Origin of the sequence: Hymenobacter lapidiphilus (genome assembly GCF_003417065.2) — a bacterium.
In the GTDB taxonomy this organism is placed as follows: Bacteria; Bacteroidota; Bacteroidia; order Cytophagales; family Hymenobacteraceae; genus Hymenobacter.
Genome location: NZ_QVLT01000009.1, coordinates 95,135 through 110,770 on the forward strand (window position 1 = coordinate 95,135; position 15,636 = coordinate 110,770).

Here is a 15,636-nt window from a genome sequence, read left to right on the forward strand (position 1 = left end):
ACTCACCTACTGAATAGCCTAGCAACTGGCAACTGACTCACACCCGCGCCAGCAGCTCCCGAACCTGCCGTTCCAGGTCAGTTTTGGAGCCGGTGTTGTGCAGCACGGCATCGAAGTGGGGGTAGTCGTCGAGGGCGGTTTCGCTGGGGTGAGCGTCGTCGCGGGTACCGTCGCCGCGCTGGTGCAGCGGGTCGCCTTCCACGCGCAGCATCAGGCCGCCGCGGCGGCGGATAAGGTCGGCCTCGTTGGGAAAGCGCACGTCGGGAATGAGCGTAAACTGGTCGGTAGGCAGCTTCGAGAAGAACGCCTGAACCCAGATATCGGGCTCCCAGAGGCGCAGCGCCAGGCCCACCTGCTGGAGCATCTCGCCCCGGGTGCGCCCGAAAGAGGGCAGCATTTCGGCCTTGCCAGGTTGCGAAAAGTAGGGCGCCGTGCCCTCGCCGGCCAGCGCCGCGCACACGGCCTTTATGGGTTCGCCCACCGAGCGGATATGCCACTTGCGCTCCGGCTGCAGCTGCTGCATGAGCCGCGCAATAGTATCTTTGCCGCTACCTCGGCGGCCCGAAAAACCGATGAGTTTAATCATGTGGTAAAGGTATACTATCGGCTTATTTGAGTACGTTAGACGCTGCTGCCGGGCTTCTCCGCAGTTAACTCTACTTACTATCCTATGCGGTTATTTCTTCCACTAAGTGCCTTGCTATTGGCCGGTTGCGCGGCTCCTTCGCCGGTGCCCAATGACCAGCGGCCGCACCTTGAAGTAGCGGGCGTGGGCGAGGTTAAGTCCTACCCCGACCAAGCCGAAATAACGGTGGAGGTATCCTTCACTAAGCCCCGCCTGAAAGAATCGGTAGCCGAAGTACAAGCGGTTATCAACGACGTGATGGCCACCATCCAGCCGTTTGTGCGCACCAAGCAGGATATTCGCACCAGCTTCGTTTCGACCAACAAAGAATATACCTACCGCAACGATAAGCAGGTTTTTGACGGCTTCCAGGCTACCCAGTCGCTCACGGTACAGCTCCAGGATCTTACGCGGCTCGAAGCATTTATGGAGAAGCTGCTGGCCACCCGCATCAGCCGAATCAAGCGTCTCTCGTACTCGCATACCCAAGCCGATAGCCTCCAGCAGCAGGCTAACCTGATTGCCCTCCGCAACTCGCTGAAAGCAGCCGATAAGCTCTGCGTGGAGTTGGGCCAGAAGCGCGGCCCGGTACTGCAGGTTGCCGAAATGGGCAGCAGTAGCAGGTCGGAATCCGGTTGGAGCGGCCCGGTAGACATGGAGCTCTATGGCAAAAGCATGGGTGGCCGTAGCTTCAGCTTAACCCCCGAACTGATGACTTTTAGCGGCCAGGTACAGACCAAGGTAGCATTGGAATAGCGCCTACAAAAAGCCCTTCAACTCACTCAGGCAACTGATTTCGTAGGTCACCTGGTTGAAGTGGCGGCGCTTGTCGGGGTTGAAATACACTTGGTCGAGGCCGGCGTTGTAGGCCCCCAGCACGTCGCACTCCAGGTTGTCGCCCACCATCAGGCTTTCGGCGGCAATGGCGCCGGAGCGCTCCAGGGCGTGCTCAAAAATGCGCGTATCGGGCTTGAGGTGGCCGCAGCACTCCGAGGTTACTATCTCCTGGAAATAGTCGGTCAGGTTGGAAGACTGCAGCTTCACGTGCTGCACGTCGCGGAAGCCGTTGGTGATGAGGTGCAGCACGTAGCCCTTGTCGCGCAGGTAGTCCAGTACCTCGTGGGTATGCGGGAACACCGCCGATTTGAGGGGTAGAATATCAGTGAACTGCTCCGACATATCGGCTGGCGAATCGGCCTCCGTGAGCCCCAACTTGCTAAATGTGCGCGGGAACCGGGTAGCCCGCAACTGCTGCTGCCCGATTTTACCGTTCTGGTACAGCCGCCATAGCCCGTGGTTGATATCCGAATACACCCGGATAAATTCCTCGACCGTGAAGGTGCCGTAACGGCTCAGCTCGTGCTCCTCATACAGATGGCGCAGGGTTTGGTCGGCGTTGGTTTCAAAGTCCCACAGCGTGTGGTCGAGGTCAAAGAAAAGGTGGCGGTAGGTTTTCATTTTTCTATTATCAGTAAATCAGACGAACAGCTTCACTTTAAAAGGAAGCCAAACAGCCGGTTCGTCGGCAGCTTCATCAGTGTGAGGTGTTGCTAATTGGCAGTCTTTCTCATTATTGAATAAGCCGTACTCATTTAGCTTAATGCCAAATAAATCGTGGTACTCTTCTTCCAAAATATGATAGGAGGAAGGCTCATAACCACCAAAATCGAAAAGTCCCAACAAGTCAAACCCAATTGTCTGGCCAGCTTCAGGTTCCGGTACTCGTTGCTGCAGGAGCATCGCCAAGTTTGGCCAAGCAGGACCAGTGTGAGTTATAACCTGAGATATAGCCGCTGGGTAGTGAGATTCGTTTAGAAAAATACCCAGAAGCTGCACCTGAGGTAACTCAGATATAAAGCGCTGCTGAAATGCTAAGGCATCTTTCCGGTCAAAGAAAAATCCGGGTGCACCATATTTATTCTGCTCAAACAGCTCTTCTACCCAAGTATGTAACTCGTCTAGTTCTGATTCGGAAATTGACAAGTTTTTGGGAACCTGCCTTTTGCTGTACTCCCAACTGAATCCCCAAATACCAGGATACACATAACTAATGTATGTGCTTACCGACCATACCCGGCTAATGAAAGTATGCCCATTGACCGTGCTACGCTCGTGCTTGGGAATAACTAGGTAATATCCAGCGGTATAGTACATGTTATCCGAGCTGTAACCGTTTCACAACCCGGCCTTCACCCAGATGTTCGCGCACGATTTCGGCGGCGTCGCGAGGGCGCACGTCGCCGTAAGCTACGCCTTCGGGATAGATGATGAGGGCCGCGCCGGGACCCTTTTTGCAGTGTTTGCACAAATCGAGGCAGTTGCAGGTCTGCACCCGCACCTTATGTTTCTCGCCGTCTAGCAGCCGGGTTTTCAAGCCCTGGCTTTTCAGTTCCTGCTTGAGGGCCTTGGCCACGTCGCGGCCTATTTCGTCCTTCTGGGCCACGCATACAAACAGCCGGGCCACTTTGTCAACTGATTTCACGCTTGTTCCTATTGAGAAGTTGATATTGAGTAGTTGGTATTCCAGGGAGACATTAGTGAATAGGACTTCCAGCTCACTACTCAATTCCAACTACTCAGCACTACGAGCCTTGCCAGCGGCGGTTCTGGAGCTTGTACGCGGCCAGCTCGCGGTTCGACCACAGCGTTTGATAGATTTTCTGGTCCTGCGTCAGTTGGGCGTCGCGCTCCATGTAACCGAGCAGCTGGCGCAATAAATCCAGGGCTTCGTCTTTGATGAAGTAGAACACCCAGTTGTCGAGGCGGCGGGAGCTGACGAGGCCGGCGCTGCGCAGGTGGGCCAGCTGGCGCGAGGTTTTGGTCTGGGAGAAGTCGAGCACCTGTTCCAGGTCGGAGATGCACATCTCCTGGTTGCGCCACAGCAAATGCAGGATGCGCACCCGGCTCTCATCGGCCAACGCTCGGAATACTTGCTGGCCAAATGCAACGGTAAAGTGTTTGAGGCGCATCTTTAGGCGAAAGCGGGAGACAAGGGCGGCAACCGAACCCCGGCGCCGGCCCGAATTTAAGCCAAACCCGCCAGCAGCCCCCGAAAGTGCCGTATCTTTGGTATTCCTAATGACTTATCTGCCCGTTGTGATTTCGGTTCGAGTTTCTTTTTTGCTAACGGTGCTGCTGCTGGCCCTGGGCCTGCTGTTGGCGCCCGGCGCGGTGCAAGCCCAGGGCCAGCGGCCGGTAGTGCAGTTCACTGGCATTGTGGCCTCCGGCGACTCGCTGCTGGGTGTGCCCGGCGCGGCCATCTTCGTGCCCAAAGCGGGCCGCGGCACCACCAGCAACGAGTACGGCTACTTCTCGCTGCCCGTACTGGCCGGCGACAGCATCGTGATTCGTAGCCTGGGCTACCGCAACCAATACGTCATCGTGCCCGAAACCTACCCGCGCCTGAGCTACTCGGTGATTGTGCAGCTGCAGGAAGATGCCACAATTCTGCCCGAGGTCCGCATTTTCCCCTACGCCACCGAACGGGCCTTCAAGGAAGCTTTTCTGGCAATGAAGACGCCCTCGGAAAACGACCGCTCGGCTGCCGAAAAGCTTAATGAGCAAACCATGCGCCGCATGTTCAACACGCTGCCCGTTACCAGTATGGGCAATTACCGCCAAACCATGCAGGCCCAGCAGCAGGACCAGCAGCGCCGCATGGGCTTCGGTGCCACGCCGGCTACCAACAACCCGCTGCTCAACCCTTTCAGCTGGCTGCAGCTCATCAAACAGGTGAAAGCCGGCGAGTTCAAGAAGAAGGAAGGCGTGGATTATTAAGGTGGGATGGTGGGAAAAAGACGGGTCATGCGGAGCATGTGGCGAATTGAGCCAGTGTGCGCAGCCGGAGTCGCAGCATCTCTACCGCCATAGTAATCCTGTCGTCGGTACTACTACTACTGCGGTAGAGATGCTGCGACTCCGCTCAGCATGACACGGCCTCATCACCTCCCAACTATAACCCTGCGGGGCATTTCCGGGTAAAGGAAGTGTTTGACCTCACGCATTTTCCTGTTTATGGATACCAACCTGCCGCAAACCACCCAGCCCCGCATCGTTATTATTGGGTGCGGCTTTGCCGGGCTTCGGTTGGCCAAAGATCTGGCAGATCTGCCGGTGCAGGTGGTTGTCATCGACCGTAATAACTATCATAACTTCCAGCCCCTGCTCTATCAGGTGGCTACCGGCGCCCTCGAAGCCGACAGCATCGCCTACCCGATTCGGAAGATTTTTGCCGGCCAGCCCAACTTTTTCTTCCGCATGGCCGATGTAGAGCGGGTAGATCCGGCGCGCAATGTGGTGGAAACCAATATCGGAGAAATCAGCTTCGACCATCTGGTGTTGGCTACCGGCTCGCTTACCAACTTCTTCGGGCTCGACAGCATCGAGCAGAATGCTATGCAGATCAAGAGTGTGCCCAACGCCCTGAACCTGCGTAGCTACCTGTTCCAGAACTTCGAGCAGGCCATCCTGACCGAAGATCCGGCCCAGCGCCAGGCCTTGATGAACGTGGTAGTAGTGGGCGGTGGCCCCACAGGCGTCGAAATATGCGGCTCGCTGGCCGAGATGCGCAAAGACGTGCTGCCCAAAGACTACCCCGAGCTCGACCTCAAGCAGATGGAAATCTACCTCATTGAGGCGGGCGCCGAAGTGCTGGGACCGATGAGCAAGGAGTCGCAGGTGCAGGCCAAGCACTACCTCGAAGATATGGGGATTCACTTGCGCCTCAACACCCACGCCCAGCGCTACGAAAACGGCCGGGTTTATTACTCCGACACCGAATTCATTCGTACCCAGAACCTGATCTGGGCGGCCGGCGTGAACGGGGCGGCCCTCGACGGCCTCCCCGAAAACGTAGTGGCCCGCAACAAGCGCGTGGGCGTGGATACCCAGAACCGGGTGTTGGGCCTGCGCAACGTGTACGCCATCGGCGACGTGGCCAACATGGAAACCACCGAAATGCCCCGCGGCTACCCCATGCTGGCGCCGGTGGCCATTCAGCAGGCCGAGCAGCTGGCCACCAACCTCGGGCGGCTGCTCCAGGGCGAAACTCTGCAACCATTCAAGTACACCAATAAGGGCAGCATGGCCATTGTGGGCCGTAACCGGGCCGTAGTCGATTTGCCTGGCGACCTGCATTTCAGCGGCTTCATGGGCTGGCTAACCTGGCTGTTTGTGCATTTGATGACGCTGGTGGGCTTCCGCAACAAGGCCGTCACGCTCATCAGCTGGGCCATCAGCTACTTCAGCTCCGACAAGGCCCTGCGCCTCATCATCCGCCCCTTCAAACGCCACGATTTCGATGAAGTGACAGGCGTGAGAGCGGCCGAACACAAGGCTGCCACCGCTACTTACATTCCGCCCGTCCCGTCGCCCGAGGCCCCGGTGGTGGGCGGCTAATAGCTACTAGTTGCCTCCATAACAAAGGCCTCTATCCAGTTGGATAGAGCTTTGTTATGGAGGCAAATTCGACTATTGCGCCGGCCGTAGCGCCGCCAGCAGCTCCTGTAGTTGCGCCGTAAGCTTGGCGGGTTCGGTGGTGTCGAGCAGGCGGGCATCGAGGCCCACGCAGGTAGCCCCGGCCGTCTGCCACTCGGCCATGGTTTCCACCGTTGGCTGGATGCCGCCGGTGGCCATAAGGGGGACGTGGGGTAACGGACCGCGCAGAATGGCCAGGTAGGCGGGCGTGAGGTAGGCCGAAGGGTAGAGCTTGACCAGCGTGGCGCCCAGTTGGTGGGCCGCGTACACCTCGTTCAGGGTTTGGGCGCCGGGCAGCCAGGCCAGGTCGTGGCTGCGGCAGATGGCGGCCACTTCGGGGCTGGTGATGGGCTGGATGATGAAGTCGGCGCGGCCTCAATGAAGCGGCCGGCATGTTCGGGGGTGTAGATGGTGCCGGCCCCCAGCAGTAGATCGGGGTATTCGGCCTCGACGAAGCGCTGGAGCCGGGCAAAAATGGCGGGCGCGTCCTCTCCACGGTTGGTAAACTCGAACAGCCGAACCCCGGCCGCGTAGCCGGCCGCCAGCACCGTGCGGGCATACTCCTCGGAAGCGTGGTAGAAAACCGGAATCAGTGGGTGCTGCCGGGCCTGGGCCAACATGTGGGCCGAAGAAAACGAAGCCATAAGCGGTGAGATAGTGATCAGGTGAGATGGGAGGTTTACGTTCCGGCGGCGCGAACGGCGCAATCAAGCCCCCAAAACATCAAACTTGCCACTTCACTGCTAGAGCGCATACTCGCTCAGGGTGCGGCTCACGTCGTAGATAATCTGGTCGCCGCGGAAGCTCTTGGTGATGGGCTCGGCCATGCCACGCACCCAGATTTTCAGGTCCGCATCGAGTTCGAAATGGCCGGTAGTTTCAGTGCTGTACCGCTCGATGCTGCGGTAGGGCACGCTTAGGTATTCGCGTTTCTTGCCCGTTACGCCCTGCTTGTCAATCAGCACCAAGCGTTTGGTGGTGAACACCAGCAGGTCGCGGATAACAATGTAGGATTTGCATACCTGCTCGCCTGGGGCCAGCAGTTGGCTCAGCTCCAGCTGAATGGCATGCGTGTCGGTTTCGGAAGCATTGCCCAGCAGGCCGTCGAGAAGTCCCATGAGTAGTGGTTGAGGAAAAGAATGTTAATACGTGCTGCTGCGTAGCTGATTGTTAGGCATAACTACGAGAAACGTGTTGCGCAATGTTAGGTCCGGGGTTTGCAGCAGATGGAGAATAAACCGGCCCGGGTCTTCGGGGTGGTAGGTCTCCCATCGGAAGTAGATGACACCGCCGGCGGACGATGGTTGAAACGGTAGATTAACTCGCCATAGTCCCGGTCGAAAGTGAGGATGGTCCGATTCAATTGACCAGCCAAGGCCATTACCTCCGTATCTGCTACGCTGGCCGCTGACTCCTGAATGGAATACACATCCAGTCCGGCAGCTCGCAAAAACCGAACACTCGGGTAGGGAAAGTTATCATCGGCCAAAAACCCCATCAGGCAGATTGAGGGACGGCCAGATAGCGGGCATGCTCCTGCACCTCGTAGACATAGGCGAATACGGCCTGTAAATCCTGGCTGGTAATATTGGGGTAGCTTTCCAAGATAGTTGCCTCCGACCAGCCATCAGCCAGCCGGCTCAGTAGTAATTCCACGGCAATGCGGGTGCCTTTGATAACGGGTTTGCCCAGCAACACGGCCGGGTCGGAGTGGATTCGTTCGCGCCAGTTCATAATCGGATGGGGGGCGGGCTGGTGAATAGGGAAGTTACGAAAAGAGCCGGACTACTAAGTAGCCCGGCTCTTCTGCCTTCATCTGGCTAAACGATTAATCCGTGCCGCCGCCCGTCGATGCCGGGGTGGTCAGCGGCTTCTGCTCCTTCTGCTGCAGTGCCGACTGCTGCATGGGGTTCGGGGCCGCGCGCTGCTGGTACTCGTACAGCTCGAAGCGCGAAGGCGCGGCCTGCTGGGGCCAGGCGTTGTTGCTCAGGTCGGTGTCGGCGGTCTGCTGGTAGGGGTCGATTACGAAGCTGGCTACCGGCTTCTCGGTCACGAATACCTTGCTGACCTCGGCGTTGTTCTTGCGCCAGATTTCGGCCGGAATCTGCTGAATTTCCTTCTGGCCGTCGGCGTAAGTGAGCTGCATGATGACGGGCATCGTGAGGCCGCCCAGGTTTTTGAGGCTCACCTCGTACACGTTCAGGCCGCTGCCCAGGCGCTGCTGCTGCTCGGGGCTGAGGGTTTTAAGCAGCTGCTGGTAGCGCTGCTGGTCGGCGGGTGTGGCGGCCAGCGGGTCGTACTGGTTGTAAAAGTCCTTAAGCTCCGGCTTCTCGTCAACCAGCGTTTTGGTAATGGCCGTCTGGTTGCGCTGCTGCGAGATGGTGCGGGGCGCTTTGTCCTTCAGCTCACGCTGGCGGGCGTTTTCAACGTCCGGGTTCTGCGAGTTGATGTTGTACTGCTTCACGCCGGCAATGGCCAGGTCGGTGCGGTCGGTGGTGTAGAACCAACCGCGCCAGAACCAGTCGAGGTCCACGGCCGAGGCGTCTTCCATCGTGCGGAAGAAGTCGGCGGGCGTGGGGTGCTTGTAGGCCCAGCGGCGCGCGTATTCCTTGAAGGCGTAGTCGAACAGCTCGCGGCCCATAATCGTCTCGCGCAGGATGTTGAGGCCGATGGCGGGCTTGCCGTAGGCATTGTTGCCGAACTGCAGTACCGACTCCGAGTTGGTCATAATCGGGGTTTGCAGGCTCTTATCGGTCCGCATGTAGGGTACAATCTGGGCTGCGTCGCCGCGGCGCGAGGGATAGTCCCGCTCCCACTCCTGCTCGGCCAGATACTGCACGAACGAGTTCAGGCCCTCATCCATCCAGGTCCACTGCCGCTCATCCGAGTTCACAATCATCGGAAAGAAGTTATGACCCACCTCGTGGATAATCACCGAAATCATCCCGTATTTCCGGTCGGCCGAGTAGGTGCCGTCCTTCTCGGGGCGGCCGCCATTGAAGCTCAGCATCGGGTACTCCATGCCACCCACCGGCCCGTGCACCGAAATGGCCACCGGGTACTCGTAGGGGATGGTGTACTTGGAATATACCTTGATGGTGTGGGCTATTACTTCGGTCGAATACTTGCCCCAGAGCGGGTTGCCCTCCTTGGGGTAGTAGCTCATGCACATGACGTTTTTGCCGCCCTGCTTGATGCCCATGGCATCCCAGATAAACTTGCGCGACGAGGCCCAGGCGAAGTCGCGAACGTCCTTAGCGGCGTAGGTCCAGGTTTTGGTGCCTTTGGCGCGGGTCTGCTCGGCCTTCTCCGCCTCCTGCGGCGACACAATCAGGACCGGGCTTTTGGCCCCCTGGGCCTGCACCAGCCGCTGGCGCTGGGCGCTGGTCAGCACGTCGTTGGGATTCTGCAGCACGCCGGTCGAGCCTACTACATGGTCAGCGGGAGCCGTGATGCTCACCCGGTAGTCGCCAAAGGGCAGGGCGAACTCGCCGTTGCCCAGAAACTGCTTGTGCTGCCAGCCCTGGTTGTCGGAGTACACCGCCATGCGGGGGTAGAACTGCGCAATTTCGTAGAGGTAGTTCTTATCCTCGGGGAAAAACTCGTAGCCGCTGCGCTGATTGATTTTGAGCTGGTCGTTGATGTTGTAGCGCCAGCTGATGCTGAACGTAACAGCCTGCTTGGGCCGCAGCGGCGTGGGCAAATCCACCCGCATCATGGTGTGGTTGATGACGTAGGGCAGGGCTTTACCGCCCTTCAACTTCACCTCACCAATCTTGAAACCGCCGTCAAACCCGTCGCGCTGCAGGTAGTCCATCGCCTGGAAGGGCATCCGGGGCTGGATTTCGCCGACTTGGGTAGACGTAGTGATGGAGTTTTTGTCGAGGATGTTCTGGTCGAGCTGCACCCAGAGGTAGGTGAGCACGTCGGGCGAGAGGTTGGTGTAGGTGATGTCCTCGTCGCCGGTAATGGACTGCTTCTCGTCGTCGAGCCGCACGCGGATGTTGTAGTCGGCGCGCTGCTGCCAGTAGTCGGTGCCGGGCGCGCCCGAGGCTGTGCGGTAGGCATTGGGCGTGGGCAGCAGCGTTTCGAGCTGGGCAAATTTATCGGTCCCGGAGTTGGTGTTCTGCGCGGCCGAGGGCAGGGCCAGCAGCACCGCCAGCCCGGCGGCCAGTAGCGTAGGTTTCAGCATAAAAAGCAGGTGGGGGTTTGAGGGAGAAAGTTAGGGAGTTTTTGGGTTAGATGAATGGTAAAGGGTTTTTACAACGCTGTAGGGGCAGGGCTTGCCCCCGCCCGCCGTTGAACGAAACCTATTTGCACCGTTCAATGGCGCTGTAGGGGCGGGGGCAAGCCCCGCCCCTACAGCGCCATTGACTTTTTCACCCAATCAACAGCACCAGCGCAATGCCCAGCGCCGCGCCGCTGCTCACCAGCAGCCAGTCGCGCCGGGCCACGCCCAGCCCCCGGATAAGGCCGTAGCCCAGCGCCAGAATCAGCCCCACAATCAGCAGTTGGCCCAACTCGACGCCCACATTGAAGCTGAACAGCTCCAGCACCGGCCGGCGCTGCTGACCCAGCAGTTCGCGTAGGTAGCTCGAAAAGCCCAGCCCATGAATCAGGCCGAAGCCCACGGCCAGCAGGTTGGGCACCGCCAGCAGCAGCGGCCCGTTGGCAGTAGCAGCGGCCGCATCGTCGCGGCGTAGTGCGGCGCGGCCGGCGCGGGCCAGGTTCAGTAGGCTGGTGAGGATAATGGTGACCGGAATCAGCCGCTCAATCAGCTGGGGCGAGTAGCCTACCACGTCGAGTGTGGCCAGGGCCAGCGTGAGCGAGTGACCCACCGTGAAGCTCGTGACCAGCACCACCACCCGCCGCCAGTCGCGCAGCACGTAGGGCGCGCATAGGGCCAGCAGGAAAACCAGGTGGTCGTAGGCCCGCAGGTTGAAGATGTGGAAGAAGCCGAGCTGGAGGTAGGTAGTAAAAACGGACATGCGGGCACCGGGAGCAATGAGCGGGCAAATATGCGAAACCCAGCCCGACATAGCTTGGCGCTAAAAAAAAGGAGCCTGCCGACAGATGTCGGCAGGCTCCTTACTCTAGCTGGAAAACGGTTCCGGCTATTGCTTCACAATACGACGTACATCGAGGCCGCCTTCGGTGCGGGCTTTCAGTACATACACGCCATTGGGCAGCTGGCTCAAATCGAGCGGCTGCTCCAGGCGGCCGGCGGGCACCGAAAGGGTGCGCACCAGCTGGCCCACGGCGTTGTACACGCTCAGCTCAACAGCTTTGCTGTAGCCACCCAATTTCACCGTCAGCAGGCCGTCGGTGGTAGGGTTGGGGTAGAGCTGCAGCGAAGAGCCGGCCAGCGGCTGGCTGCTCGACGTGATGACGAGCGGGGCCGAAGGCAGCGAGGTGCAGCCGGTCGCGTTGGTCGTCGTTACGGTGTAAGAGCCCAGCTGAGCCGCCGAGTTCACCACGTAGGTTGGGTTGGTAGCGCCGGCAATGGCAGTACCGTTCAGCAACCACTGGTTGCCGGTGGCCGCGCTGCTGGTGAGCGTGGTAACGGGGCCGTTGTACTGCACCGTAACCGTCGGCTGGGCCGGGCGAGCGTTGATGGTGACGCTGAACGTAGCCGTAACCGCCGCACAGGCCCCCATAGCGGCAACAGTGTTGGTTACCACGTAGGTACCGGCCGTGCTGGTCGTCAGGTTGATAACGCCGGTAGCGCTGATAACCAGACCCGTCGTGCTGCTGAACGTGCCGGCCGAAGCGCCGGTAGCCAGCACCGGGCTAGGGTTGGTGGCGCCCACGCAGTAGCTGGCGCTGGCGTAGCTGAAGCCGGCGGTGGCCGGAGCAGTAATGGTTACGCTGAACGTGGCCGTAACCGTGGCGCAGCTACCCGAGGCGGCTATGGTGTTGGTTACCACATACGTGCCGGGCGTGCTCGTGCCGGGCGTGATGGCGCCGGCAGCGTCAATTGTCAGACCCGTGGTGCTGCTGAACGTGCCAGCTGAAGCGCCCGAAGCCAGAGTAGGCGTTACGGTGCCGGTAGCCGAGGTGCAGAAGCTGGTAGCCGCGTAGCTGAAGCCGGCGGTAGCCGGGGCCGTGATGGTTACGCTGAACGTGGCCGTGGCCGCTGCGCAGCCGCCGGAAGCCGCTACGGTATTCGTTACCACATACGTACCAGCGGTGCTGGTGCCGGGCGTAATAGCGCCGGTGGTAGCGTCAATGCTCAGGCCCGTGGTGCTGCTGAACGTGCCAGCCGTGGCGCCAGCCATCAGAACCGGGGTTACCGTGCCAGTGGCCGAAGTGCAGAGCGAAGCACTGGCGTAGCTGAAGCCAGCCGTAGCCGGAGCAGTAATGGTTACGCTAAACGTAGCCGTAACGGCGGCGCAGGCGCCGCTGGCGGCTACCGTGTTCGTTACCACATACGTACCAGCGGTGCTGGTGCCGGGCGTAATGGCGCCGGTGGTAGCGTCAATGCTCAGACCTGCGGTGCTTGAGAAGGTGCCGGCCGTAGCGCCCGTCGCCAGAGTAGGCATTACGGTGCCGGTGGTCGAGCTGCAGTAAGTGGCGCTGGCGTAGCTGAAGCCAGCCGTGGCCGGAGCAGTAATGGTTACGCTAAACGTAGCCGACGAGGGGCAGGGGCCGCCTACGCTGTAGGTTACCACGTAAGTGCCGGTCGTGCTGGCCGTCAGGTTGATGGCGCCGGTGGCGGCATCAATTGCCAGGCCCGTAGTGCTGCTGAACGTACCGCCGGCCGTACCCGTGATAGTGGGCGTAGGGTTGGTGCCGCTCTGGCAGAATGTGGCGGCGGCGTACGTGAACGTGGCCGTGGTGGCCGGGTTCACGGTTACCGTTACCGGAGCCGAGTACACCGTGCGGCCATCAGCCGTCGTGAGTACCGCCCGGAAGGTGGTCGTAACGGTCAGGTTGGTGAAGGTGTACGTCGAGCCGGTGTTGGTGCCGGCTACGGCTGCAAAGCCGCTGCCGGTGTTAGCCTCGTAACCCGTTACGGTGCCGGTATTGCCGGTCAGCGTGAGCGTGCCGGTGTTCGAGTCGGCGCACACAACGGCTACCGACGAGGCCAGTGTACCGCCCTCAGTGTTGGCCAGCGCGAAGAAATCGTTGCCAGGTGTGAGGTCCTGGGTCGAAACGATACCGGTAGTTGGAGTGGCAATGGCCGCGCCGCCAAGGCTGGCGTAGCTGCCGCTGGCCGTAGCCGCCTGGGCCACAACGGCCGTGGCGGGGTCACCGAGCACGTCATCTGCGCCGTAGCTGAGCTGCACGCGTGCCGTGGCCGGCAGGGCGGCCGAGTTTTCGAGGCGCACGTAGCGCGTGGGGTTCAGGCCCGAAAGTCCGCCCGAAAGCATACCGCCCGTGGTAGCCTTTACAACCGTAGCCGTAAACAGCTGGTCGGTAGCAGTCGTAATACCAGTTACCACTACCGGCCGCCAGCCGGCAGCGTCGCCCACGGCAAAAACACGTCTTGCGGGCGTGGCACTGTTCACGATGATGCCCAACGGACCGTTCACGTAGCTCGTGGCCGACCCGGTTGGAATAACCGGTGCGAATGGTCCGATAATCACCCGGTTAGCTGCCGAAGTTGTTAGAACGCCATTGGTAAGAAGCAGGGAAGCATTGGAAACGCCTGGAATCAACAGGTTGCCCCCGGACAGGGTTACACCTGCCGGGTTGGCAATGTTTACCACATCTACCAAACGGTTGGCTGGAATCTCAAAGCCCGTAGTACGGTTAGTCGTTTCCGGTGCGTAAGTCAACTGCAGGGCCCCATTGCCAATGTTGAACGTAGGAGCTGAGGTGAAGGAACCGCTGGGGCCTGGATTGCTACCTACCCCTATCTGAATCACAAAGAAGATCGGTGATGCGTCTCCTACTGTCAGGTTGGTTGTGCCATTGAGGTTACCAGTGAACATGTTCACGCGGTAAGCCACGACGGGTACGTTCAGCGTAACGCCGCCCCCATTGTTATCCACCGTCAGGGTGCGGAGGGGCGTGAATGTACCCGTACCAGTCAGGGTCTGCGGGGCACTGCCCGCAAAGTAGAGGTTGCTGTTAGTAGCCGAGGCCGTTAGGGTGCCGTTGTTGGTCAGGGAAGAGCCGTAAGCCAGTAACGTCTGACCATTGAGGTTCAGGCCGGCCTCACTGCTGATGAGGATTGAACCGAGTACATCTGCACGAGACTGCAACACTGCCGATTTTGGATTGGTCGTGTTGTCAATCGTCAGGTTAGGGAAAACACCCCGGATGCGGAAATCGAAGTTGGTCGCCGTTGCCGCCGTGCCCACATTCACCGTGCCGCCCGAGAAATTATAAGAACCCGCTACGTTGTAGTCGAGCGGTGTAGTTGCCGTGCTGCGCTGCACCAGGTTGATGGTGCCGCCCGACACAACGCTGCTACCGTTGATGCCGAAGGAAGGAGCACCACCCGCATTGCCCACATTGGCCACGTTGATAGTACCGCCGCTGAGCGTGAAAGTAGTGGCAAAGAAAACAGTGCTCGAAGTATAGGACGTAACTCGGCCGGCCGAAGTCAGCGTGCCGCCCTCAACCGTCAGGACCGAGCCAGTGCTCAGCAACAGCGAGTTGCCGGCCGCCGTGCCCACATTGTAGGTGCCAGCAGAGAGGCGAACCAGACCGTTGGTGGTAGCCGTACCGTTTTGGGCAACTACTGTGAAGTTCGGGTTGTTCAGCCAGAAACCTCCCGTAGCCGGAATAGCATAAGATGCCGCGTTGCCAAATACCTTATTGCTGATGGTGGCCGAGCCCGAAATCTTCAGCGTGCCGGTCATGTCATCAGCGGGCGTGGCACCCGTAGTGCGCGTGAGCAGGAAACCGTCGTTGCTGCTTGCGCTGCCCTTCACCGACAGCGTCGGCAGGTTCATCTCCACCACATCGGCCTGCGCTGCTTTGGCTAGGGTAAGAGTCTGCAGGTCGGTCGTGCCGCTGCCGCCGAGCGTGGCATTGCCCGCCCCAACAAAGCGCAGGTCGGAACCGATAACGGGCGTGGCGCTCAAGTCGAGGGTGCCGTTGTTGGTTACGCTGCCGCCCACTGCCAGGCTGTAGCCTGTGGTGGCGGAGTTAAGCAGCGAGCCACCGGCTGCCACCGTGAGCGAGGCCGCACTGGCCGCCACGTCGAGCGTTACAGTAGCACCACCCACAATGGTTACGTCATCGGTTGCCGTTGGCACCGCGCCGCCGACCCAAGAGGCGGGGTCGCTCCAATTACCGCCCGTGGCGGTAGAGGAAACGGCGGCTAGCACGCCACGCCGGGTAGCGCGTGGCGTGGTGGGAGGCGTTGCTGGCTGGGGCGTAGCTGCGGCCAGCCGCGTGGCGCGGGTAGCCAACTCAACTGTTTTCAGCAGCGGCCGCTGCTGGGCCGTGGTAGTCAGGGCCGGTAGCAGGCCCAGCGTCAGTAGCAGCGCCGGCCGCCAGCCCGTCAGGAGCCGGCTGGTTGTGGTCGCCACCGTGGTAAGTAAGGTTTCTGTCATGTGGATAAATAAGAAAGTGGAAAA

General features: G+C 60.0%; 16 protein-coding genes. 3 read left to right on the forward strand and 13 right to left on the reverse strand.

Annotated elements, in window-relative coordinates:
* Positions 1-37 precede the first annotated feature (37 nt).
* A complete protein-coding gene (locus D0N36_RS07495; protein WP_116940781.1) occupies positions 38-586 on the reverse strand; it encodes a nucleoside/nucleotide kinase family protein in 549 nt (182 codons plus the stop codon).
* 84 nt (positions 587-670) lie between these two features.
* Here D0N36_RS07495 and D0N36_RS07500 point away from each other — a divergent pair, with 84 nt between their 5' ends.
* Complete coding sequence (locus D0N36_RS07500; protein ID WP_116940782.1) at positions 671-1,381, forward strand: SIMPL domain-containing protein; 711 nt, start codon at positions 671-673, stop codon at positions 1,379-1,381.
* 3 nt (positions 1,382-1,384) lie between these two features.
* Here D0N36_RS07500 and D0N36_RS07505 read toward each other — a convergent pair whose 3' ends face one another.
* The 4 genes from D0N36_RS07505 to D0N36_RS07520 all read right to left on the reverse strand — a co-directional run bounded on the left by D0N36_RS07505 (position 1,385) and on the right by D0N36_RS07520 (position 3,594).
* Positions 1,385-2,083, reverse strand: coding sequence for a YjjG family noncanonical pyrimidine nucleotidase (locus tag D0N36_RS07505; protein WP_116940783.1), 699 nt, complete (start codon positions 2,081-2,083; stop codon positions 1,385-1,387).
* 18 nt (positions 2,084-2,101) lie between these two features.
* Complete coding sequence (locus tag D0N36_RS07510; protein WP_116940784.1) at positions 2,102-2,779, reverse strand: hypothetical protein; 678 nt, start codon at positions 2,777-2,779, stop codon at positions 2,102-2,104.
* Between the two features lies 1 nt (position 2,780).
* Positions 2,781-3,107, reverse strand: coding sequence for a (2Fe-2S) ferredoxin domain-containing protein (locus D0N36_RS07515; RefSeq protein WP_116940785.1), 327 nt, complete (start codon positions 3,105-3,107; stop codon positions 2,781-2,783).
* A 100-nt stretch (positions 3,108-3,207) separates the two neighbouring features.
* A complete protein-coding gene (locus tag D0N36_RS07520; protein WP_116940833.1) occupies positions 3,208-3,594 on the reverse strand; it encodes an ArsR/SmtB family transcription factor in 387 nt (128 codons plus the stop codon).
* Positions 3,595-3,721: 127 nt separating this feature from the next.
* Between D0N36_RS07520 and D0N36_RS07525 the strand changes: the two genes are divergently transcribed.
* Both D0N36_RS07525 and D0N36_RS07530 read left to right on the forward strand, forming a co-directional pair.
* Positions 3,722-4,402, forward strand: coding sequence for a carboxypeptidase-like regulatory domain-containing protein (locus D0N36_RS07525; protein WP_190242565.1), 681 nt, complete (start codon positions 3,722-3,724; stop codon positions 4,400-4,402).
* Between the two features lie 237 nt (positions 4,403-4,639).
* Complete coding sequence (locus tag D0N36_RS07530; protein WP_116940787.1) at positions 4,640-6,022, forward strand: NAD(P)/FAD-dependent oxidoreductase; 1,383 nt, start codon at positions 4,640-4,642, stop codon at positions 6,020-6,022.
* Positions 6,023-6,094: 72 nt separating this feature from the next.
* On the opposite strand, the gene D0N36_RS07535 is transcribed toward D0N36_RS07530, so the two are convergent.
* From D0N36_RS07535 to D0N36_RS07570, 8 genes are all read right to left on the reverse strand, one after another.
* Positions 6,095-6,433: a beta/alpha barrel domain-containing protein gene (locus D0N36_RS07535; protein WP_190242566.1), complete on the reverse strand. Its 339-nt coding sequence runs from the start codon at positions 6,431-6,433 to the stop codon at positions 6,095-6,097.
* Positions 6,376-6,744 carry a beta/alpha barrel domain-containing protein gene (locus D0N36_RS07540; RefSeq protein ID WP_147320782.1) on the reverse strand — a complete coding sequence of 123 codons (369 nt, stop codon included), beginning with the start codon at positions 6,742-6,744 and terminating at the stop codon, positions 6,376-6,378. Before D0N36_RS07540 ends, D0N36_RS07535 begins: the two co-directional genes overlap by 58 nt.
* Positions 6,745-6,843: 99 nt before the next feature.
* The gene (locus D0N36_RS07545; protein ID WP_116940790.1) at positions 6,844-7,218 is read right to left on the reverse strand and encodes a PH domain-containing protein; all 375 of its coding nucleotides are present in this window, start codon (positions 7,216-7,218) and stop codon (positions 6,844-6,846) included.
* Positions 7,219-7,304: 86 nt separating this feature from the next.
* Positions 7,305-7,598: a DUF5615 family PIN-like protein gene (locus D0N36_RS20250; protein WP_116940791.1), complete on the reverse strand. Its 294-nt coding sequence runs from the start codon at positions 7,596-7,598 to the stop codon at positions 7,305-7,307.
* Positions 7,598-7,834 carry a DUF433 domain-containing protein gene (locus D0N36_RS07555; RefSeq protein WP_116940792.1) on the reverse strand — a complete coding sequence of 79 codons (237 nt, stop codon included), beginning with the start codon at positions 7,832-7,834 and terminating at the stop codon, positions 7,598-7,600. Before D0N36_RS07555 ends, D0N36_RS20250 begins: the two co-directional genes overlap by 1 nt.
* A gap of 94 nt (positions 7,835-7,928) precedes the next feature.
* Positions 7,929-10,292 (reverse strand): M1 family metallopeptidase, encoded by a 2,364-nt coding sequence (locus D0N36_RS07560; RefSeq protein ID WP_116940793.1) that lies wholly within the window; start codon positions 10,290-10,292, stop codon positions 7,929-7,931.
* Positions 10,293-10,479: 187 nt separating this feature from the next.
* Positions 10,480-11,088, reverse strand: a complete 609-nt coding sequence (locus D0N36_RS07565) for a HupE/UreJ family protein (protein ID WP_116940834.1) — start codon at positions 11,086-11,088, stop codon at positions 10,480-10,482.
* Positions 11,089-11,214: 126 nt separating this feature from the next.
* Complete coding sequence (locus tag D0N36_RS07570) at positions 11,215-15,612, reverse strand: T9SS type A sorting domain-containing protein (RefSeq protein WP_190242568.1); 4,398 nt, start codon at positions 15,610-15,612, stop codon at positions 11,215-11,217.
* Between the last annotated feature and the right edge of the window lie 24 nt (positions 15,613-15,636).